This window comes from Frigoribacterium sp. R86507, from assembly GCF_044597695.1.
Taxonomy (GTDB): domain Bacteria; phylum Actinomycetota; class Actinomycetes; order Actinomycetales; family Microbacteriaceae; genus Frigoribacterium.
Map to the genome: position 1 here is coordinate 2,182,099 of NZ_CP139002.1, position 19,805 is coordinate 2,201,903.

General features: G+C 70.9%; 17 protein-coding genes and 2 tRNA genes. 2 read left to right on the forward strand and 17 right to left on the reverse strand.

The window, feature by feature from the left end; all coding sequences use genetic code 11:
• Window positions 1-519 precede the first annotated feature (519 nt).
• The 4 genes from SJY14_RS10325 to SJY14_RS10340 form a co-directional block, all read right to left on the reverse strand.
• Entirely contained in the window at window positions 520-861 is a 342-nt protein-coding gene (locus tag SJY14_RS10325; protein ID WP_396598839.1) for a hypothetical protein, read from the reverse strand.
• Window positions 862-974: 113 nt separating this feature from the next.
• Window positions 975-1,048: transfer RNA gene (locus SJY14_RS10330), tRNA-Ile, on the reverse strand.
• 57 nt (window positions 1,049-1,105) lie between these two features.
• Complete coding sequence (locus tag SJY14_RS10335; RefSeq protein WP_255364115.1) at window positions 1,106-2,389, reverse strand: glycosyltransferase; 1,284 nt, start codon at window positions 2,387-2,389, stop codon at window positions 1,106-1,108.
• A 95-nt stretch (window positions 2,390-2,484) separates the two neighbouring features.
• Window positions 2,485-3,399, reverse strand: coding sequence for a DMT family transporter (locus SJY14_RS10340; RefSeq protein ID WP_054146248.1), 915 nt, complete (start codon window positions 3,397-3,399; stop codon window positions 2,485-2,487).
• Between the two features lie 41 nt (window positions 3,400-3,440).
• Here SJY14_RS10340 and def point away from each other — a divergent pair, with 41 nt between their 5' ends.
• Entirely contained in the window at window positions 3,441-4,007 is a 567-nt protein-coding gene (gene def, locus SJY14_RS10345; RefSeq protein WP_396598840.1) for a peptide deformylase, read from the forward strand.
• Window positions 4,008-4,168: 161 nt separating this feature from the next.
• Here def and SJY14_RS10350 read toward each other — a convergent pair.
• From SJY14_RS10350 to dusB, 10 genes are all read right to left on the reverse strand, one after another.
• Window positions 4,169-4,241: transfer RNA gene (locus SJY14_RS10350), tRNA-Asn, on the reverse strand.
• Between the two features lie 114 nt (window positions 4,242-4,355).
• Complete coding sequence (locus SJY14_RS10355; RefSeq protein ID WP_396600267.1) at window positions 4,356-5,267, reverse strand: NAD(P)-dependent oxidoreductase; 912 nt, start codon at window positions 5,265-5,267, stop codon at window positions 4,356-4,358.
• 182 nt (window positions 5,268-5,449) lie between these two features.
• Window positions 5,450-6,349: an ATP-binding cassette domain-containing protein gene (locus SJY14_RS10360; RefSeq protein ID WP_396598841.1), complete on the reverse strand. Its 900-nt coding sequence runs from the start codon at window positions 6,347-6,349 to the stop codon at window positions 5,450-5,452.
• Window positions 6,350-6,351: 2 nt separating this feature from the next.
• Window positions 6,352-8,094, reverse strand: a complete 1,743-nt coding sequence (locus SJY14_RS10365) for a dipeptide ABC transporter ATP-binding protein (protein WP_396598842.1) — start codon at window positions 8,092-8,094, stop codon at window positions 6,352-6,354.
• Window positions 8,091-9,104, reverse strand: a complete 1,014-nt coding sequence (locus SJY14_RS10370; protein WP_071253744.1) for an ABC transporter permease — start codon at window positions 9,102-9,104, stop codon at window positions 8,091-8,093. Before SJY14_RS10370 ends, SJY14_RS10365 begins: the two co-directional genes overlap by 4 nt.
• A 2-nt stretch (window positions 9,105-9,106) precedes the next feature.
• A complete protein-coding gene (locus SJY14_RS10375) occupies window positions 9,107-10,201 on the reverse strand; it encodes an ABC transporter permease (RefSeq protein ID WP_055972446.1) in 1,095 nt (364 codons plus the stop codon).
• Window positions 10,202-10,359: 158 nt separating this feature from the next.
• The gene (locus SJY14_RS10380; RefSeq protein WP_396598843.1) at window positions 10,360-11,982 is read right to left on the reverse strand and encodes an ABC transporter substrate-binding protein; all 1,623 of its coding nucleotides are present in this window, start codon (window positions 11,980-11,982) and stop codon (window positions 10,360-10,362) included.
• A 229-nt stretch (window positions 11,983-12,211) separates the two neighbouring features.
• Window positions 12,212-14,119 carry a DNA primase gene (dnaG, locus tag SJY14_RS10385; RefSeq protein WP_071253748.1) on the reverse strand — a complete coding sequence of 636 codons (1,908 nt, stop codon included), beginning with the start codon at window positions 14,117-14,119 and terminating at the stop codon, window positions 12,212-12,214.
• A gap of 114 nt (window positions 14,120-14,233) precedes the next feature.
• The gene (locus SJY14_RS10390) at window positions 14,234-15,505 is read right to left on the reverse strand and encodes a deoxyguanosinetriphosphate triphosphohydrolase (RefSeq protein ID WP_255364116.1); all 1,272 of its coding nucleotides are present in this window, start codon (window positions 15,503-15,505) and stop codon (window positions 14,234-14,236) included.
• Between the two features lie 47 nt (window positions 15,506-15,552).
• The gene (dusB, locus tag SJY14_RS10395; protein ID WP_071253750.1) at window positions 15,553-16,710 is read right to left on the reverse strand and encodes a tRNA dihydrouridine synthase DusB; all 1,158 of its coding nucleotides are present in this window, start codon (window positions 16,708-16,710) and stop codon (window positions 15,553-15,555) included.
• A gap of 15 nt (window positions 16,711-16,725) precedes the next feature.
• Here dusB and SJY14_RS10400 point away from each other — a divergent pair, with 15 nt between their 5' ends.
• Entirely contained in the window at window positions 16,726-17,250 is a 525-nt protein-coding gene (locus SJY14_RS10400; RefSeq protein WP_396598844.1) for an aminoacyl-tRNA deacylase, read from the forward strand.
• On the opposite strand, the gene SJY14_RS10405 is transcribed toward SJY14_RS10400, so the two are convergent.
• The 3 genes from SJY14_RS10405 to SJY14_RS10415 all read right to left on the reverse strand — a co-directional run bounded on the left by SJY14_RS10405 (window position 17,240) and on the right by SJY14_RS10415 (window position 19,756).
• A complete protein-coding gene (locus SJY14_RS10405; RefSeq protein WP_177174742.1) occupies window positions 17,240-17,413 on the reverse strand; it encodes a hypothetical protein in 174 nt (57 codons plus the stop codon). The genes SJY14_RS10400 and SJY14_RS10405 overlap by 11 nt on opposite strands.
• Complete coding sequence (locus tag SJY14_RS10410) at window positions 17,410-18,078, reverse strand: DsbA family protein (RefSeq protein ID WP_396598845.1); 669 nt, start codon at window positions 18,076-18,078, stop codon at window positions 17,410-17,412. The genes SJY14_RS10405 and SJY14_RS10410 overlap by 4 nt, the downstream gene beginning before the upstream one ends.
• Before the next feature lie 292 nt (window positions 18,079-18,370).
• On the reverse strand, window positions 18,371-19,756 hold the full coding sequence (locus SJY14_RS10415; RefSeq protein ID WP_054146233.1) for a glycine--tRNA ligase: 1,386 nt from the start codon (window positions 19,754-19,756) through the stop codon (window positions 18,371-18,373).
• Between the last annotated feature and the right edge of the window lie 49 nt (window positions 19,757-19,805).

The window sequence follows — 19,805 nt, forward strand, 5'->3', positions numbered from 1 at the left end:
CCGGCCGGTGCTTCACGAGCCAGGAGTTACCCGCCCGTGTCGGCAACTCCGGACGGGTGCTGCACCGCCAACACCCTGGCCCGCAAACTCGGGCCCTGCGCCGGCCGGTGCACCAGGAGGCAGGAGTTACCGGCCCGTGTCGGCAACTCCGGACTCGCGCTGCACCGACAACACCCTGGCCCGGAAACTCGGGCCCTGCGCCGGCCGGTGTACCAGGAGGCAGGAGTTACCGGCCCGTGTCGGCAACTCCGGACTCGCGCTGCACCGACAAAGCCCAGGCCCGGAAACACGGGACCCACGGCGACCGGTGCCGCAGGAGACAGGAGTTGCCGACCACCCGACGGGGTCCGAAGCGGGAGGGGCCGGAGGGCTGGGGTGCGCGGGAGGGAAGGTCGTGCGGGAAGGACGGGTGAGGCTGGCGGGGGACGAGAGGCCGTGCGAGCCGGGCGGCCGTGCGGAGCGGAGGGCGGTCCGGCGGTGCGGGAGGCCGACGGCGCAGGGGTGCGGCGGGGGCGGCGGTCAGGCAAGGGGGGCGAGGCGCAGCCAGCGCTCGGCGACCTGCGCCTGGGAGATGGGTCCGTCGCCGTCGCGGTCGATCTGGGGCGAGTCGAACTCGACCCACCAGGTGCGGGCCGATCCGCCGATCGCCGACACACCTTGCCACGCGCTGCCGCCGGCCCGGACCACGATGCCGGTCGGGCCGTACGGGAACGGCGTCGCCGGGTCTTCGTCCGAGTCGAGCACGTACACCTGCGCCCCCACCCCCATGCGCGCCGGACCGGATCGACCGTCGTCGTCGGAGGAATCGCCGCCCCAGGCGTCGGGTTCGGGTTCCGGCCGTCGGGGCCGCTTGGTGAACATGGACGACATCGTGCCACGCACGACGGGCACCACGCGACGACGCGGCCGCGCTCACAGCAGGCCCCTAGGCCGCATCAGCCCGCGAGCGGCAGAGCGCGACCGAACGCGACGAGTAGGGCGGACGGGACTTGAACCCGTGACCGATCGATTATGAGTCGACTGCTCTAACCGGCTGAGCTACCGCCCCTCGCGACGGCCCATCGGTGCGAACCGGGGTCGGCCGGGGCGGTGCCGCGGTCGACCGTCAGTGCGCGCGGTCGGACGCCGCGTCGGTGGAGGGGACCACCGGCTGACCACGATACAGGCTCTCGAAGACGCTTAGCGTGCGCTCGATGTCGTGCCCCTCGATCATCTTCAGGCTGGCCCGGCGCATGGCGAGGTACTCGTCGTCGGGTGCGGTCAGCACCGTCGTGAGCTTGTCGGCGAGGTCGCGGCTGTCACCCGGACGGAAGAGGTAGCCGTTCTCGCCCTCGTCGACCAGGTGCGGCAGGGCCATCGCGTCGGCCACCACGATCGGCAGGCCCGAGGCCATGGCCTCGAGGCTGGCGATGCTCTGCAGCTCGGCGATCGACGGCATCGCGAACACCGTCGACTCGGTGAGCGTGTGGCGCAACTCGTCGTCGGACAGGTACCCGACGAAGGTCACGACGTCGGCCAGACCCAGGTCACGGCTGGTCGCCTGCAGCTGCTTGAAGAGGTCGCCGCCACCGACGATCGTGAGCGTCGCACCGAGGGCCGGGTCGAGCAACGTCATGGCCTTGAGCAGCACGTCGATCTGCTTCTCGGCCGTGACCCGGCCGACGAACACGATGCGGTTCTCTTCGGGACGGGTGTCGAGGGCGGTGTAGTGGCCGGCCTCGATGCCGCACGAGACGGCGAGCACACCGGTGACCGCGACCGACTTCTCGAGGAACGTCGCGGCCTTCTGCGTGGGCGTCGTGATCGCCGCGGCCTTGCGGAACGTCTTGCTCGCGTCGTTCCACGCCATCTGGGTCGCCTTCGCCCGGAGGCCCTTGGGCAGGCCGGTGTGCTCGAGCAGGTTCTCGGGCATGAAGTGGTTCGTCGCGACGATGCGCACGCCCCGGCGCTCGGCGACCTGGGCCACGCCCCGGCCCATCACGATGTGCGACTGGATGTGCACGACGTCGGGGTGGATCTCGTCGAAGATCTTCTCGGCGTGCTCCTGCACCCGCCACGGGGTCGCGAAGCGCAACCAGTCGTGCAGCGGCCAGCGGGTCGAGTACAGCCGGTGGACGGTCAACGTGACGCCGCCGTGCTGCTCGAGGAAGGTGCCGTGGTGGCGGCTGGCCGCCGGCACCATGAGGTGCACGTCGTGGCCGCGCTGGGCCAGGCCCACGGCGAGCCGCTCGGTGAAGTTGGCAGCGCCGTTGACGTCGGGCGGGAACGTGTCGCCCGCGATCAGGACGGTCAGCCGGTCGGACGGCCCCGAGGAGGCGCGGGTCGCGTCGGCGTCCGACGTCGCGTCGTCGGGTCGGCCGGGTTCCGAGGGCGTCGGGGCAGGTGTCACGGGTCGTGGCGTCCTTCTCGTGCTCGGTGAGGTGTGCGTCGCGTCAGGCATCCGAACGGTCGGGAGACCGACGGACGAGACGACCCCACGGTAGCTCAGGCTCGGGTCTGGGGATGGTATTTGGCGAGTTGGAACACGCCGTAGACCGCGATCGCGGCTGCGATGACGAAGAAGACCCCGGCGATAGCGGGGGCGTTCTGCGCCTCGCCCAGCACGACGATGCCGATGCCGACCGCGATGAGCGGGTCGACGACGGTGAGGCCGGCGATGACGAGGTCGGGCGGCCCGGACGAGTAGGCGTTCTGCACGAAGTACCCGCCGAGCAGGCCCGCGGCGAGCAGGAAGACGATGCAGACGATCGTCAACCAGTCGAAGTTGCCGGCGAAGACGCGGTTGAGGACGACCTTCGCGAGGGTGGCGACGAAGCCGTAGAGCACCCCCGCCGCGATGATGTAGAACAGCGCGCTGCGGCGGCGACGCAGCAGGGCGAAGGCGACGCCCAGCACGGCTCCGACGACGGCGAGGATGACGAGCACGGTGACGAGTTGCCGGGTCGTGATCTCGGGTTCGATGGCCGTGAAGGCCGCCACGGTGACGAAGAGCCCGACCCCGCCGACGCAGAAGAGGATCGCCCGTTTGGCGCGACGGTCGAGCCGTCGCCCGGTGGACCGGGAGTTGAGGACCGCCGTGATCACGAGCGCCACCGCACCGAGCGGCTGCACGACGAGCAACGGGGCGATTCGCAGGCTGGTCAGCTGGAACAGGATCGCGAGGCCGAGCATCAGCGTGCCCAGCACCCACGAGGGGCGGCCGACCAGGGCGAGCACCTGGCGCACGTTCATGCCGCTCTTGGCCGCACCGATCCGCCGCTCGACCTTGGCGACGCCCTGGTGTTGCAGCTGCGCGCCGATCGAGAGGAACACGGCGCCGATCAGGGCGATGGGGATTCCGAGCGCCTGGTAGGGGGTCAGGGATACCTGCTGGGTGAGCTCCCCGATGTCCGTCGTCACGGCGTCCACGCTAGCGCCGTGGCGCTGGATAGTCTGGACGAATGGCCGTTCGACCCATTTCCATCACGGGTGACCCCGTGCTCCACTCCCCCGCCTCCGAGGTGACCGCCGTCGACGACGAGCTGCGCGCGCTCGTCGCCGACATGTTCGAGACGATGGACGCCGCCCCGGGCGTCGGCCTCGCGGGCCCTCAGGTGGGCGTCGGCAAGCGCCTGTTCGTCTACTCGTGGACCGACGACGACGGCGAGCTGTGGCGGGGCGTCGCGATCAACCCGACGCTCTGGCAGAGCCCGCTCTCGATCGAGCCGCTCGACGACGACTCCGAGTCCGAGGGCTGCCTGTCGGTGCCGGGCGAGAGGTTCCCGCTGCGCCGCGCCGACGGCGTCGTGCTGCGGGCCACCGACCTCGACGGCGACGAGGTCGAGATCGAGGCCTGGGGCTGGCTCGCCCGCATCTTCCAGCACGAGTACGACCACCTCGACGGCATCCTCTACGCGGACCGGCTCGAGCACCCGTTCCACAAGGCAGCTGCCAAGGCCGTCCGCAAGAAGGGCTGGGGCCAGCCGGGCAGCACCTGGCTGCCGGGAGTCGACCACCTCGAGGACTGACCTCGGACCGAGCCGACCCGAGACGAAGGAGGCGCGTCCTGCGAACCGCAGGACGCGCCTCCTTCGCGTTCGGCCCTGGGACGGAACAGGCGCGAGAAAAGAAAGCCTGCGACGGACCGGGCAAGAGAAAAGGCCCAGAGGGTGGAGCCTCTGGGCCTTCGCTCCCCGAGTTGGACTCGAACCAACAACCTGCCGGTTAACAGCCGGCTGCTCTGCCAATTGAGCTATCGAGGAATGGCAACCGCCCCGGACTTTCGTCCGTGACAGCGGAGACAACTCTAGCAAAGATCTGAGGCCCCGACGGACCACGGTGGCGATGCGGCGCGTCGGACGCCTGCGACCCCGACGTCAGTACCCGTCGTGCGGGTCGACGACCCCGACGAACTCGCCGTCGCCGAGGAACGCCCGGACGTTGTGCCGGATGCGTTCGGCCAGCAACGGGGCCGTCATCTCGGGGGTGTCCGCCTGGTGCGGCGTGACGATGACGCGCGGCTCGCCGAAGAGCGGGTGACCGTCGGGGAGCGGCTCGGGCGTCGTGACGTCGACCCCGGCTCCCCAGAGGCGCTCGGCGCGGACCGCGTCGACCAGGGCGTCCGTGTCGACCAGGCTGCCCCGCGCGACGTTCACGAGCACGGCCGTCTCAGGCAGCAGGGCGAGCCGACGGGCGTCGAGGAGGCCCGACGTGCCGGGCGTGGCCGCAGCGGCGAGGACGAGGACGTCGGCGGTGGGCAGCACCTCGTCCAGGCGTTCGACGGGGAGCGTGCGGTCGGCCCCGGGCACGGGCTCGATCGACCGGCGCACGATCGTCACCCGGACGTCGAACGGGGCCAGGAGGCGCATCAGCTCGATCGCGATGCCGCCGGCGCCGACGACGACGACGTGCCGACCGTAGAGCGAGCGGCCCTGCTGTTCGGTGGCCCAGGACGTCGCGCGCACACGCTGGGGCACGACCCTCAGCAACGACAGCACCAGCATGAGGGCGTGTTCGGCCACGGGCTCGGCGAACGCCCCCTTGGCGCTGGTCCAGAGCGGCAGCGGGCGATCGGAGCGCGCGGCGATGACCTCGGCGAAGGCGTCGACCCCGGCGTAGGGCAGCTGCACCCACTCGACGCCCGGGTTCTCGTCCAGGGCCCGCGCGAGGCCGTCGGGGTCGCGGTACGAGAGCCAGACCAGGCCACGGGTGTCCGGGCCGAGCGGGACGACCTCCGCTCCCCCGGCGCGCACGGCGTCGACGAAGACCTGGGTCGGGCGGGGGGCCACCGAGACGGCGCCCGGGGTCGGGCGACGCCCCGGCGCGAGGACGGGGCCCGGGGTGACGACCGCACGGTGGCCGCGCGCGCCTCCTGGGCTCGTCTCGCGGGCGGCGTCAGCCGGGGCGGGGGCGGTGTCCGCCGTGGCGGGGGCGCCGTCCGCCAGGGCGGGGCCGGAGGCCGGCTCGGTGGTCACGGTGCCTGGTCGCCGCGGCGCTCGGCGTCGGCATCGAGGGGACGCCCGGACTCGCGTTCTTCGGGGCGGATGATGTCGATCGGCGTGGTCTGCGAGAGCACCTTGACGTACGGGTCGATGCCGGTCCGGAGCACGTCGTCGATGTCGCCCAGCCCGACCAGACGACCGCCCCGCATGACGGCGACGCGGTCGGTGATCGCCCGCGCCTCGGCCACCGACGACGTCACGACGAGCGCCGAGAACTGGCGCCCCTCGTGCAGGTTCTTGATCACGTCGAGGACGGCCTGCCGGACGAGCACGTCGACGCCGCGAGCGGGCTCGTCGGCGATCAGCAGGGGCGGCTCGAGGACGAGGCTGCGAGCCAGGGCGACGCGCTGACGCTGACCCGAGCTGAGCTCCCAGGTCTGCTTGAGCATGGTGCCGAGCGGCAGGTGCACGCCGTCGACGAGCGTGGCGACGATGCGCCCGGCCTCGGTGCGGTCGAACTTCCGGTCGCGCTGGTAGATCGGCTCGGCGATGGCCTCGCCGACGGTCAGGTCGGGGCTCAGCCGTTCGCCGTCGTCCTGCGCCAGGTAGCCGACCATGGCCGAGAGCCGGTCGCGTCGTCGGCCCGAGAGCTTGCCGACGTCCTGGCCGAAGACGCGCGCGGTGCCGCCGACCAGACGGGGTCGACCCTCGTCGACGCGTCCCGTCCCGGTCAGCCCGGCCAAGGCCATCGCGAGCGTCGACTTGCCCGAGCCGCTCTCGCCGAGCACCGCGACGATCTCGCCCGGCGCGACCCGCAGGGTGACCCCGTCGACGGCCCGCACGGCCGGGTGGCCCGCCCGCGCGGGGTAGAGCAGCGACAGGTCGTCGGTGACGACCGGCTGGTCGAGGTCGAGCTCGCGACCCGGCACCGTCAGGCCGCCCCGTCGGTGGCGGTGCCGAGGGCGGCGTCGTCCGCCGCCCGGCGGTCCAGGGCGGCCAACCGCTCACGACGAGACGCCTGCTCGATCGGATCGGGCACCGGCAACGACGCCAGCAGGCGCTGCGTGTAGGGGTGCTCGGGTGCGCCGAGGACCTGGTCGTTCGGACCGCTCTCGATCAGGTCGCCGTGGAACAGCACGCCGATCCGGTCGGCCAGCATGTTGACGACGGCGAGGTCGTGGCTGATGAACAGCGCGGCGAAGCCCAGTTGTGCCTGCAGCTCGGTGAAGAGCTCGAGCACGCGGGCCTGCACCGACACGTCGAGGGCGCTGGTGGGCTCGTCCGCGATCAGCAACGTCGGGTCGAGGGCGAGCGACCGGGCGAGGCTCGCCCGCTGGCGCTGCCCGCCACTCAGCTCGTGGGGATAACGGTCGGCGAACGACTTCGGCAGCTGGACCGCCTCGAGCAGTTCGTCGACGCGAGGGCGGGCGGCCCGCGCGTCCTTCGCGCGGCCGTGCACGATGAGCGGCTCGGCCACGCACTCGGCGATCGTCAGCAGGGGGTTGAAGCTCGACGCGGGGTCCTGGAAGACGAAGCCGATGTCGGCGCGCTTCGGCTTGAAGTCACGCTCGTGCACCCCGTTCATCTCGATGCCGAGCACCTCGAGCGACCCGCCGGTGACCTTCGTCAGCCCGGCGATGGCCCGCCCGATCGTGGTCTTGCCCGATCCGCTCTCGCCGACCAGGCCGAGCACCTCGCCGCGGGCGATCGTGAAGTCGACGCCCTTGACGGCCCGGAAGCCGCCGCGGCCGAGGCGGCCCGGGTACTCGATCTCGAGTCCGCGGGCGCGGACGACGACCTCGCTGTCGGCGGGCTGCTCCTGTTGCGTGTGACCGCGGGACTCGAGCTTCGGCACCGAGCCGAGGAGGCGCTTGGTGTAGTCGTCCTGCGGGTTCGCGAACAGCTCGACGGCCGGGGCCTGCTCGACGACCTTGCCGAGGTACATGACCGCGACCCGGTCGGCGAGGTCGGCGACGACGCCCATGTTGTGCGTGATCAGGACGATGGCCGTGCCGAACTCGTCGCGGCAGCGGCGCAGCAGGTCGAGGATCTCGGCCTGCACGGTCACGTCGAGGGCCGTGGTGGGCTCGTCCGCGACGATCACCGACGGGTCGAGCACGAGCGCCATCGCGATGACCACGCGCTGCTTCTGCCCGCCCGAGAACTGGTGCGGGTAGTAGTCCACGCGGGTCTCGGGGTCGGGGATGCCCACGCGACGCAGGATGTCGATCGCCTTGACCCGCGCCTCCTTGCGTCCGACCTTGCCGTGGGCCCGCAGGCCCTCGGCGATCTGCCAGCCCACCGTGTAGACGGGGTTGAGCGCGGTCGACGGCTCCTGGAAGACCATGGCGACGTCGGTGCCGCGCAGCTCGCGGACCTTCTTCGGGCCGACCTCGAGGACGTTCTGCCCCGAGAGCAGCACCGCGCCGGTGGCGACCGCCGTCTCGGGCAACAGGCCCAGGATCGTCTTGGCGGTCACGGTCTTGCCGCTGCCGGACTCGCCGACGATCGCCAGCACCTCGCCGGCGCGGACGTCGAGCGTCACGCCCTGCACGGCGGCGACGTCGCCACCGTCGGTCGCGAAGGTCACCTCGAGGTCGGTGATGCCGACGGCGACGGGGCGCTCGTCGCGCGGAGCCGCCGGTCGGCCGGTCGTGGTCGTGTCGGCGGTCATGCGGTCACCTCGTCGTTCGTCGTGGTCGGGGCCTGCTCGGCACCACGGGTGGCCTTCGTCTTGCGCTTCGCGCGACGGCGGGTCCGGAGGCGCGGGTCGGCCAGGTCGTTCAGGCTCTCGCCCATCAGCGTGATGCCGAGCACCATCAGCACGATCGCCGCACCGGGGAACACGCCGGTCCACCAGATGCCGCTGGCCGTGTCGGACAGGGCGCGGTTCAGGTCGTAGCCCCACTCGGCGGCCGCGGTCGGGCCGATGCCGAAGCCCAGGAAGCCGAGGGCCGCCAGGGTCAGGATGGCCTCGGACGCGTTGAGCGTGAGGATCAGGGGCAGGCTGCGCGTGGCGTTGCGCAGGACGTGCTTGAACATGATGCGGCCCGTGCTGCTGCCGTTCACCTTGGCGGACTCGACGAACGCCTCGGCCTTGAGCCTCGTGGCCTCGGCGCGGACGACCCGGAAGTACTGCGGGACGTAGACCACGGTGATCGAGATGCCCGCCGAGACGATGCCGCCCCAGAGGCTCGACTGGCCGCCGCTGATGACGATCGAGACGACGATGGCGAGCAGCAGCGACGGGAACGCGTAGACCGCGTCGGCGATGACGACGAGCACCCGGTCGAGCCACCCGCCGAGGTAGCCCGAGATCAGGCCCAGCGTCACGCCGATCGTGATCGACAGCACCACGGCCACGATGACCACGGCCACGGCGGTGCGGGTGCCCCACATGACACGGCTGAACACGTCGTAGCCGCCGACCGTGGTGCCCCACAGGTGCTCGGCCGAGGGCGGCGCCTGGCGCGGGAAGGCCTCGGTGGCACCGCGCAGCTGGCCGAAGCCGTAGGGGGCGATAAGCGGGGCGAAGATCGCCAGCAGCACGAACACGGCGACGATGACGACGCCGGTCAGCAGCATGCCGCGCTGCAGTCCCACCGAGCGGCGGATCTGGGCGACGACGGGGAGGCGTTTGTAGAGGGGTTCGCGGCGGTCGGCCGCGACGGCTGCATCGGTCATGGTCAGTACCTCACGCGGGGGTCGATCAGGGCGGCGATCACGTCGACCACGAAGTTGGTCACGGCGACGATGACGGCGAGCACGGCCACGATGCCCTGCACGGCGATGAAGTCGCGGGCCGACAGGTACTGCTGCAGCTGGAAGCCGAGCCCGCGCCAGCCGAAGGTCGTCTCGGTCAGCACCGAGCCGCCGAGCAGCATCGCGATCTGGAGGCCCATGACGGTGATGATCGGGATGAGGGCGGGCTTGAGCGCATGCGCCCGGACGAGCCGGAACTCGCTGACGCCCCGCGACCGGGCCGCGTCGACGTACTCGGACCCGAGCGTGCCGATGACGTTGGTGCGCACGAGGCGCAGGAAGATGCCGGCGGTCAGGACGCCGAGCGCGAGGGCGGGCAGCACGGCGTGCGAGAGGACGTCGACGATGATCGTCGAGTTGCCGGTGCGCAGGGCGTCCACGATGTAGATGCCCGTGGGGTTGTCGATGCGACCCAGCGCGATTGCGACGCGCGTGCTGGCACGACCGCCGAGGGGCAGCCAGCCGAGCCAGACCGAGAAGGTCAGCTTGAGCAGCAGGCCGGCGAAGAAGACCGGGGTCGCGTAGGCCAGGATCGCCAGCACGCGCAGGATGGCGTCGGGCCAGCGGTCGCGGACGTAGGCGGCGAGCATGCCGAGGGGGATGCCCAGCACGAGCGCGACGATCAACGCGTAGAAGACGAGCTCGATGGTGGCGCTGCCGTACTGGAGCAGGATGCCGCTGATCTCGCGGTTGTCGGTCGCGGTGGTGCCGAAGTCGCCCCGGACGATCTGGCCGAGGTACTCGAGGTACTGGACGATCACCGGGCGGTCGTAGCCGGCGGCGGCGAGACGCTCCTGCAGCTGCGCCTCGGTGAGACGGCCGCCGACGGAGGCCGTGATCGGGTTGCCGACCACGCGCATCAGGAAGAACACGAGCGTGACGAGGATGAACACGGTGGGCACGATCAGGATCGCGCGGATCACGATGTAGCGTCCGAGGCCGCCGCCCCCGGAACTTCGGGACTTCCCGGGGCTGGAGGTGGGCGGCGCCGTGAGGGAGCCGTCGGTGATCAGGGTCACGTCGTTGGGCCTTTCGATGGTGTGGTGCCGGTCGCAGACCGGAGGGGGCGCCCCGCGGTGTCGCGGGTCGCCCCCTCGGCGTACGGCCGTGGTGCGGAGTCCCCCGGCCCCCGAGACCGACCGGCGGACCGGCGGGGCTCAGGAGACGGGGAGGCGCGTCAGCGGCTCAGCGCACCGTAACGGAACTTGAACGACGCGTCGAGCGTGTCGTCCACGCCCTTCACGTCGGACTGCGAGACGACGACCTGCGTGCCCTGCAACAGCGGCAGCGTCGGCAGGTCGGCCGCGACGGCGTCCTGGATCTGGCCGATGGTCGCCTCACGGGCCGAGGCGTCCTGCTCGCCGATCTCCTGCGTCAGCAGACCCTGGACGGTCGGGCTGTCGTAGTGGTTGCCGACGAAGTTGTCCGCGCTGAAGAACGGCGTCAGGTAGTTGTCGGCGTCCGAGAAGTCCGGGAACCAACCCAGCTGGTACACGGGGTAGGCGTCCTCGCGGCGCTCGGTGCTGTAGGTGTCCCAGAGGGTCGACTGCAGGTTCACGGTGAACAGGCCGCTCGCCTCGAGCTGCGACTTGATCAGTGCGTACTCTTCGTCGCTCGACGCACCGTAGTGGTCGGGGCTGTACTGCAGGTCGATCGACACCGGGGTGCTGACGCCGGCGGCCGACAGGGCCGCGGCGGCCTTGTCGACGTCGGGGCCGCCCCGGCCGTCGCCGTAGAGGCTCTCGAGGGGCTTGGTCGCGCCGGTCAGGCCGTCGGGGACGACCGAGTAGAGCGGCGTGTAGGTGTCGTTGTAGACGTCCTTGGCGAGGGCGGCACGGTCGACCGTGTCGGCCACCGACTGACGCACGGCCAGGGCCTTGGCCGGGTCGGCGTCGGGCTGCGTGGCGCCGTAGGGCATGGTGTTGAAGTTGAACACCAGGTAGCGGATCTCGCCGCCGGGGCCGTTGTGCACGGTGAGTGCGTCGTCCTTGGCCAGGTCGGCCAGGTCGGTCGGGCTCAGGCTGCGGTTCGCGACGTCGACGTCGCCGTTCTGGACGGCGAGCTTCAGGTCGGTCTCTTCGGTGTAGTACGTCGCCGTGACCGAGTCGGTCTTCGGAGCACCGAGCACGCCGTCGTAGGCGTCGTTCGCCGCGTAGGCGATCGTCTCGTTCTGCGAGTAGTCGGTGATCGTGTACTGGCCCGAGAAGGCGTTGCCCTTGACGATGTCGTCGGCGTCGGTCAGCCCGGTGGCCGAGAAGACGTCCTCGTCGACGATGGGCCCGGCGGGGCTCGAGAGCACCTGGGGCCAGGTCTGGTCGGCCGACTTGAGCGTGAAGACGACGGTCGTGTCGTCCGGGGCGTCGGTGCTCGCCAGGTTGCCGAGCAACGACGACGGGCCGTTGGGGTCGGCGATGGCCAGCTGGCGGTCGAAGCTGAACTTGACGTCGCTCGAGGTGAGCGCGTTGCCGTTCGCGAAGGTCAGTCCGTCCTTCAGCTTGACCGTGTACTCGGTCGGGCTGGTGAAGTCGGCGGACTCGGCCAGGTCGGGCTCGACGTCGGGGCTGCCGTACGGGGCGTTCGTCAGGAAGCCGAACACCTGGTTCTGCACGGCGAACGAGCCGTTGTCGTACGAACCGGCCGGGTCGAGCGACGTGATGACGTCGGTCGTGCCGATGCTGAGACCGTCGAGGGCGTCGGTCGCGTCACCACCGGAGGCGCAGCCCGAGAGGACGAGTGCGGTGGCAGCGGCGCCACCGACGACGGCGAGAGCGCGTCGGGCGAGCGTGGAGTCGGATGTCATATCCGGTTACCTCTTTCTCTGTGTGCAAGGAGCCCCGGGCCGTGCTGTGGACGCGGCCGTTTCAGGGAACGTCCATTGGTAACACACACGTGAGCCTGAGACGGACTCATCGCGCAACTGTTTACAGGCCCGCAACGAACCCTTGCCAGCTGGTCCGGTCGGGCCCGCTGGTGGGCGCACGCGATGTATGCGCGTTCAGAAACCGAGACCGGAGACACGGCCGACGGCGTCACTCTTGACGGATGGACCGGCGCTCGGCCTCCACCGCGGCGATGCGCACCTGGATCTCGCGCCAGCGTTCGGGCTCGGACTTCACGTCGGTGCGGAAGGACTGCCCGAGCAGTTCGGACTTCTCACGGATCAGGTCGCGTTCGACGATCGAGACGACGATGCCGCGACAGTAGGTCGTGATCTCGCGCCCCTCACGCTCGGGGATGGGGGCGACGGCGAGCTCTTTGGCGAGGGCGTCGAACGGCGACGGGGTCTGGCCGAGGACGACGTCGAGCCAGTCGGCCGAGTCGAAGCGGTCGAGGCTCGCCCCGATCGCGTCGCGGACGACCGCCAGGGCGCTGTTCTCGATGCGTGCCCGGGCCGCCCGCTGCATGAGCTCGAAGCCGACCGTCGCCGGGTGCTGCAGCATCGCCATGAGCGCGTCGCGCTCGGTCCGGGTGGTCAGGTCGCCCGGCAGCGTCAGCAGGCTCGGGCCGGCCGGTTCGTCGGGCACCGGCGGCAGGCTCGTGATCGACTGCCGGCCGTCGGTGACGCTCTTGGGCTGCGACCGCTCGAGCGCGTTCTGGGCCGAGGAGGCGCGACCTGCGTCGTCGACGGACCGCGCCACGTCGGCCGGGTCGAGCCCCAGCCAACCCGCCAGCGACCGCACGTAGCCCTGCGTCATCGACCGGTCACGGATGCCGGCCACCACCGGGGAGGCCGCCCGGAGCGCCGACACGCGACCCTCGACCGTCTCGAGGTCGTGCCCGTCGATGAGCCGACGGATCATGAACTCGAACATCGGACGTTTGGTCGAGATCAGCCGACGCACGGCGTCGTCGCCACGGTTCAGCCTGAGGTCGCACGGGTCGAGCCCGTCGGGAGCGACGGCGACGAAGGTCTGTGCGGCGAACCGCTGCTCTTCGGCGAACGCGCGGGACGCCGCCTTCTGGCCCGCCTCGTCGGGGTCGAAGGTGAACACCACCTCGCCGCCGGTCGACGTGTCGGCCCCGCTGACGTCACCGAGCATCGGACGCAGCAGCTTGATGTGGTCGACGCCGAACGACGTCCCGCACGTCGCCACGGCCGTCGTCACCCCGGCCAGGTGGCACGCCATGACATCGGTGTAGCCCTCGACGATGACGACCTGCTTGCCCTTCGAGATGTCACGACGGGCCAGGTCGAGCCCGTAGAGCACCTGGGACTTGTGGTAGATCGGCGTCTCGGGGGTGTTGAGGTACTTCGGGCCCTTGTCGTCCTCGAGCAGTCGACGGGCGCCGAACCCGATGGTCGACCCCGTGACGTCGCGGATCGGCCACACGAGCCGCCCCCGGAAGCGGTCGTAGGGGCTGCGGTCGCCCTGGCTCAGCAGCCCCGCGGTGACGAGTTCTTCGTCGCGGTAGCCGAGCCCCTTGAGGTGAGACCGCAGGGCGTCGAACGATTTCGGAGCGAAGCCGACGCCGAACCTCTCGGCCGCGGCCGGGTCGAAACCCCGTTCGCCGAGGAAGCGCCGGGCGGGCTCGGCGTCGGCGGCCGTCAGGTGGTCCACGAAGAACTCGCGGGCGGCCTCGTTCGCAGAGATCAGTCGCGCCCGGTTGCCGTGGTCGCTGGCCTGACCGCCGTCTTCGTAGTGCAGCTCGAAGCCGATGCGCGCCGCCATGCGCTCGACCGCCTCTTGGAAGGTCGTGTGGTCGGTCTTCATCACGAAGCTGAAGACATCGCCGTCCTCACCGCAGCCGAAGCAGTGGTATCGACCCACCTGGGGCCGCACGTGGAAGCTCGGGCTGCGCTCGTCGTGGAACGGGCAGAGGCCCTTGAGCGACCCCACGCCGGCACCCTTGAGCGTGACGTGGTCGCCGACGATGTCGGCGATGTTGGTGCGCGACCGGACCTCGTCGATGTCGTTGCGTTTGATCAGGCCGGGCACGTGTCGATTCTAGATCGCGCCACCGACCGCACCGACCCGGTGGGCCGACCGCGGGAGGACGAGGAGGCGCGGTGGGGCTGGGGAGGACCCGCGCCTCCTCGGGGGGGGTCGCCCCTAGCGGCCGGCGGTCAGCCGGTCATGCCAGGCCATGGCGCTCTGGTCGGTCAGCGAGGCGACCTGGTCGACCACGACCCGACGCCTCGCGGCGTCGTCGTCGGCCGAGGCCCAGTCGGCCGCGAAGCCCCGGTCGAGTTCGGAAGGGCCCGCCTGCCAGAGGGCGTCGGCGAGGCCGGTGAGCACCTCGCGCTGCCGCAGGTAGATCGGCTGCCGGTCGTCACTCGTCATGACGAAGGCCGCGACGATGCCCTTGAGCACGGCGATCTCGCCGATCACGTCGGGGGCGACCACGACCGAAGCCCCGAAGCGCATCAGGGCGTCACCGGGATACGAGTCGCGGGTCGCCTGCGTGGCCGAGCCGGCGAACCGGCCGATCAGCTGGCTCGTGAGGTTCTTGAGGCGGGCCTGCGCGAACCGGCTGCCGTCGTACGACTCGAGCCAGAACGGCAGTGCCTGCAACCGGTCGAAGGCCTCGGTCAGCTCGTCGCGGCTGAGCTCGCCGCCGACCCACGCGTGCATGGCCGTGACGAGCGAGTCGTGGTCGACCCGGGCCCCCAGGGCCGCGACGTCGACGTACCCGTTGACGACGGCGTCCTCGAAGTCGTGGACGGAGTACGCGATGTCGTCGCTGAGGTCCATCACCTGGGCCTCGACGCACCGTCGCCGTCGCGGGGCGCCCCGGCGCAGCCACTCGAAGGCGGCCGTGTCGTCGTCGTAGAAGCCGAACTTCATCCGACCGCCCGGGTCCGGGATGCCCTGGGCTGCCGGCCACGGGTACTTGCAACTGGCGTCGAGGCTCGCGCGGGTCAGGTTCAGCCCGAAACTCCGCCCGGTCGCGTCGATCACCTTCGGTTCGATGCGGGTCAGCAGCCGGAGGGTCTGCGCGTTGCCCTCGAAGCCGCCGATGTCGGACGACCACTCGTTCAGGGCCCGCTCGCCGTTGTGCCCGAACGGCGGGTGGCCGAGGTCGTGCGCGAGGCAGGCCGTGTCGACGACGTCGGGGTCGAGGCCCAGGCTCGTCGCGAGCTCACGACCGACCTGCGCGACCTCGAGCGAGTGCGTCAGCCGGTTGCGGGCGAAGTCGAGGCCGGCGGTCGGACTCAGCACCTGCGTCTTCGCCGCCAGGCGACGCAGCGCACTCGAGTGCAACAGACGGGCCCGATCGCGGGCGAAGTCGCTGCGCCGGTTGGAGTGCTGCTCGGGCAACCAACGCTCGGAGTCGGCGGGGTCGTACCCGGGGGCAGCACTCGGCAGGGCTTCGGTGGACACCGGGGCCTCTCGGTCGGGACGGGAAGGGATGTCGCGGACGGGCGTGCCTAGCCGCCGCTGTGGTGCAGTTCGGCGGCGGCGAGCTCGGCCTTGAAGGCCTCGTCGAGGTCTCGGCTCTCGAGCCACCGGTCGGGCAGGGCAGGACGCTTGGGGCTGCCGGCACGACCCCGCGGCCCCTCGGCCGCCTCGCCCGGGTACTGCTCGTCGGGGTCCATCGTGGCGAGCAGGTCGTCGATCTGCTGCAACGAGTCGGCCAGCGCGAGAGCCGCCCGGACCTCACCGCCCACGGGGTAGCCCTTGAAGTACCAGGCGACGTGCTTGCGCATGTCTCGGCAGGCCCGCCCCTCGTCGCCCGACCAGAACTCGACCATGAGCTCGGCGTGACGGCGGAAGGCGCGGCCCACCTCGCCGAGGGTCGGCTCGGCCTTGAGGTCTTCACCGCGGAAAGCCGCGGCGAGGTCACCGAACAACCACGGGCGGCCGAGGCAGCCCCGGCCGACGACCACGCCGTCGCAGCCGGTCTCGTCGACCATGCGCAGCGCGTCGGCCGCCGACCAGATGTCGCCGTTGCCGAGGACCGGCACGTCGGTGATCGTCTGCTTCAGGGTCGCGATGGCCGACCAGTCGGCGGTGCCCGAGTAGAAGTCGGCCGCCGTGCGCGCGTGCAAGGCGATGCTCGCCACGCCTGCGCCCTGCGCGGCACGACCGGCTTCGAGGTAGGTGAGGTGGTCGTCGTCGATGCCCTTGCGCATTTTGACGGTCACCGGGATGTCACCGGCGGCCTTGACCGCACCCTCGACGATCTCGCGGAAGAGGCCGATCTTCCAGGGGAGGGCCGAACCGCCGCCCTTGCGGGTGACCTTGGGGACCGGGCAGCCGAAGTTGAGGTCGATGTGGTCGGCGCGGTCCTCGGCGACGAGCAGGGTGACCGCCTCGGCCACCGTGTTGGGCTCGACGCCGTAGAGCTGGATGCTGCGGGGGGTCTCTGACTCGTGGTGCTGGATGAGGCGCATCGACTCGGGCGTGCGCTCGACCAGCGCCCGGCTCGTGATCATCTCGCTGACGTAGAGGCCGGCACCGTACTCGCGGCAGAGGCGACGGTAGGCCGTGTTGGTGATGCCGGCCATGGGGGCGAGCACGACCGGCGAGGCCACGTCGATCGGACCGATCGAGAGGCCGCGCGAGGGCAGGGTGGTGGTGGACATCGTTACGATTCTCCCATGAGCGACGGCGGGCTGACGAGTGGTGTGGACGACGCGGACGTCGGGGTCGACCCGGGGCGGGTCGACGGCACGGGGCGGGTGCGCACGGACGCGGCGGCACACGGTCTCGCGGTCGAGATCGTGGCGCGTCCGGCGGCCGACTCGCTCGAGGCCGCTGCGGCGTCGCTCGGACTGCAGCCCTCCGACATCGTGAAGAGCCTGGTGGTCAAGCGGCACGACGGCTCGTTCTTGTTCGCGCTCGTCCCGGGCGACCGGCAGATCTCGTGGGCGAAGCTCCGAGCGGTCGTCGGCGTCAACAAGCTGTCGATGCCGAGCGCGGACGTCGCCCTCGAAGCCACCGGGTACGAGCGGGGCACGATCACTCCCCTGGGCAGCTCGACCGCGTGGCCGGTCGTCGCGGACTCCCGCATCGTGGGGAGGCGCGTCGCCCTGGGTGCCGGAGCCCACGGCTTCAGCGCCTTCGTCGAGGCCGACGACCTGATCGCCGGGTACGACGCGACCGTGGCCGACATCAGCGACTGACGCCGCGCCTCCCGGGCTCGTCGTCCGAGGTCCGGTCGGAGGACGCACGGGCGGTGCTCGGCGGGACGACGAGGCAGGAGTCGCCCTCGCAGGCGGCGGCGTCCGGTGCGCCGAGCATGGTGAAGGGCACGGAGGGCGTCCCGACCTCGACGGGTTCGGTCATCGGGCCACCTCGGAGGCGACCTGCTCGAGGGCCTGCACTAAGGTCTCGGGAGCCTGTGCGCCCGAGATGCCGTACTTGCCGTCGAGGACGAAGAACGGGACTCCGGTGATGCCGAAGGCCTGCGCCTGGGCCTGGTCGGCCCGCACGTCGTCGAGGTGACGTCCGGTCTCGAGGGCCTCGCGCGCCTCCTGCTCGTCGAGGCCGACCTCGCCGGCCAGCGCGACGAGATCGTCCACGCGGCCCACGTGACGGCCCTCCTCGAAGTAGGCGTGGAGGAGGCGCTCCTTCATCTCGGTCTGACGACCGTTCGCCTTCGCGAAGTGCAGCAGCTCGTGCGCCTTGACCGTGTTGGTGTGCTGCAGGTGCTCGAAGTCGTAAGCGAGGCCGACCTCGGACGCGATGCCGGCGACGGTGTCGAGCATGCCGCGGACCTGGTCGGCGGGCATGCCCTTGTGCTTCGAGAGGAAGTCGACCTCGTCGCCCTCGAAGTCGACCGGGGTGTCGGGAGAGAGCTCGAACGAGTGGTACTCGACCTCGACGGGGCCGTCGAAGCGTCGCACGGCCTCCTCGAACTTGCGCTTGCCGATGAAGCACCACGGGCAGGCGATGTCGGACCAGATGTCGACCTTGACGGTCGCGGACGGGATGGCGGAGTCTGCGGTCACGGCAGGCCCAACTCGCGCCCGGGCCTTCTCATTCCCCGCGCCCTCCCCGATCCCCACCGCCTCGTCGCACTGCGCCCTCACCGGCCTCACCCTGTCGGCAACTCCTGCCCCCCTGCGTCGGCCCGGCGAGGCGAGCCGCCAGTTCCTGCGGCCCCGCGGCCCGAGCACAGACGGCAGGCAGGAGTTGCAGACACGTGACGGAACGACGTGGGGCCGACGCACGATGAGGGACGGGCCCTCGTCGTGCAGTGGATGCACGAGGAGGGCCCGTCGGGGGCGTCGATCCGTACGCCTACGCGCCGAGCAGCTGCTCGGCCAGGTAAGCCCGGAGCCCGGCCAGCGGGATGCGCTGCTGGGCCATGGTGTCGCGCTCGCGCACGGTCACGGCGTCGTCCTCGAGCGAGTCGAAGTCGACGGTGACGCAGAACGGCGTGCCGATCTCGTCCTGGCGGCGGTAGCGGCGGCCGATGGCCCCCGCGTCGTCGAAGTCGATGTTCCAGTACTTGCGGAGGTCCGCGGCGAGCCCCCGGGCCATGGGCGACAGCTGCTCGTTGCGACTGAGCGGCAGGACGGCGACCTTGATCGGGGCCAGGCGCCGGTCGAGCTTCAGGACGGTGCGCTTGTCGACGCCGCCCTTGGCGTTGGGTGCCTCGTCTTCGGTGTACGCGTCGACGAGGAACGCCATGAGCGACCGGGTCAGGCCGGCCGCGGGCTCGATGACGTAAGGCGTCCAGCGCTCGTTCTTGGCCTGGTCGAAGTAGGTCAGGTCCTTGCCCGAGGCGGCGGCGTGGGTCTTGAGGTCGTAGTCGGTGCGGTTCGCGATGCCTTCGAGTTCGCCGAACTCGCCGCCGGCGAAGCGGAAGCGGTACTCGATGTCGACGGTGCGCTTCGAGTAGTGCGAGAGCTTCTCGGCGGCGTGCTCGTAGAGGCGCAGGTTCTCGGGATCGATGCCCAGGTCGACGTACCACTGGAACCGCTGGTCGATCCAGTACTGGTGCCACTCTTCGTCGGTGCCGGGCTCGACGAAGAACTCCATCTCCATCTGCTCGAACTCGCGCGTGCGGAAGATGAAGTTGCCGGGCGTGATCTCGTTGCGGAAGCTCTTGCCGATCTGGCCGATGCCGAACGGGGGCTTGATGCGCGACGACTGAAGGATGTTGTCGAAGTTGGTGAAAATGCCCTGCGCGGTCTCGGGTCGCAGGTAGGCCATGCCCTGCTCGTTGTCGACCGGGCCGAGGAAGGTCTTGAGCAGGCCCGAGAAGTTCTGCGGTTCGGTCCACGAGCCGGGCTGCCCCGTGTCGGGGTCGCGGACGTCGGCCAGGCCGTTCTCGGGCGGGTGGCCGTGCTTGGCCTCGTACGCCTCGAGCAGGTGGTCGGCGCGGTAGCGCTTGTGGGTGTGCAGCGACTCGACCAGCGGGTCGCTGAAGACCTCGACGTGGCCCGAGGCCTCCCACACCTGACGCGGCAGGATGACCGCCGAGTCGAGGCCGACGACGTCGTCGCGGCCCTGCACCATGGTCTGCCACCACTGGCGCTTGATGTTCTCCTTCAGGGCGACGCCGAGGGGCCCGTAGTCCCAGGCCGAGCGCGAACCGCCGTAGATCTCTCCCGACTGGAAGACGAAGCCGCGGCGCTTGGCCAAGGCGATGACGGAATCGAGACGGTTGGGTGCTGCCACGTGTGATGCTCCGATGAGTTGAGGCCCGAGCTGGGTGCCCGGTCGGTCG

Bases quoted from the DNA above. Each gene is read 5' to 3' on its own strand.
- SJY14_RS10365 (WP_396598842.1), bottom strand. From the start codon at position 8,094: ATGACCGCCGACACGACCACGACCGGCCGACCGGCGGCTCCGCGCGAC.
- SJY14_RS10400 (WP_396598844.1), top strand. From the start codon at position 16,726: ATGAGCGACGGCGGGCTGACGAGTGGTGTGGACGACGCGGACGTCGGG.
- dusB (WP_071253750.1), bottom strand. From the start codon at position 16,710: ATGTCCACCACCACCCTGCCCTCGCGCGGCCTCTCGATCGGTCCGATC.
- def (WP_396598840.1), top strand. From the start codon at position 3,441: ATGGCCGTTCGACCCATTTCCATCACGGGTGACCCCGTGCTCCACTCC.
- SJY14_RS10370 (WP_071253744.1), bottom strand. From the start codon at position 9,104: ATGACCGATGCAGCCGTCGCGGCCGACCGCCGCGAACCCCTCTACAAA.
- SJY14_RS10325 (WP_396598839.1), bottom strand. From the start codon at position 861: ATGTTCACCAAGCGGCCCCGACGGCCGGAACCCGAACCCGACGCCTGG.
- SJY14_RS10380 (WP_396598843.1), bottom strand. From the start codon at position 11,982: ATGACATCCGACTCCACGCTCGCCCGACGCGCTCTCGCCGTCGTCGGT.
- SJY14_RS10405 (WP_177174742.1), bottom strand. From the start codon at position 17,413: ATGACCGAACCCGTCGAGGTCGGGACGCCCTCCGTGCCCTTCACCATG.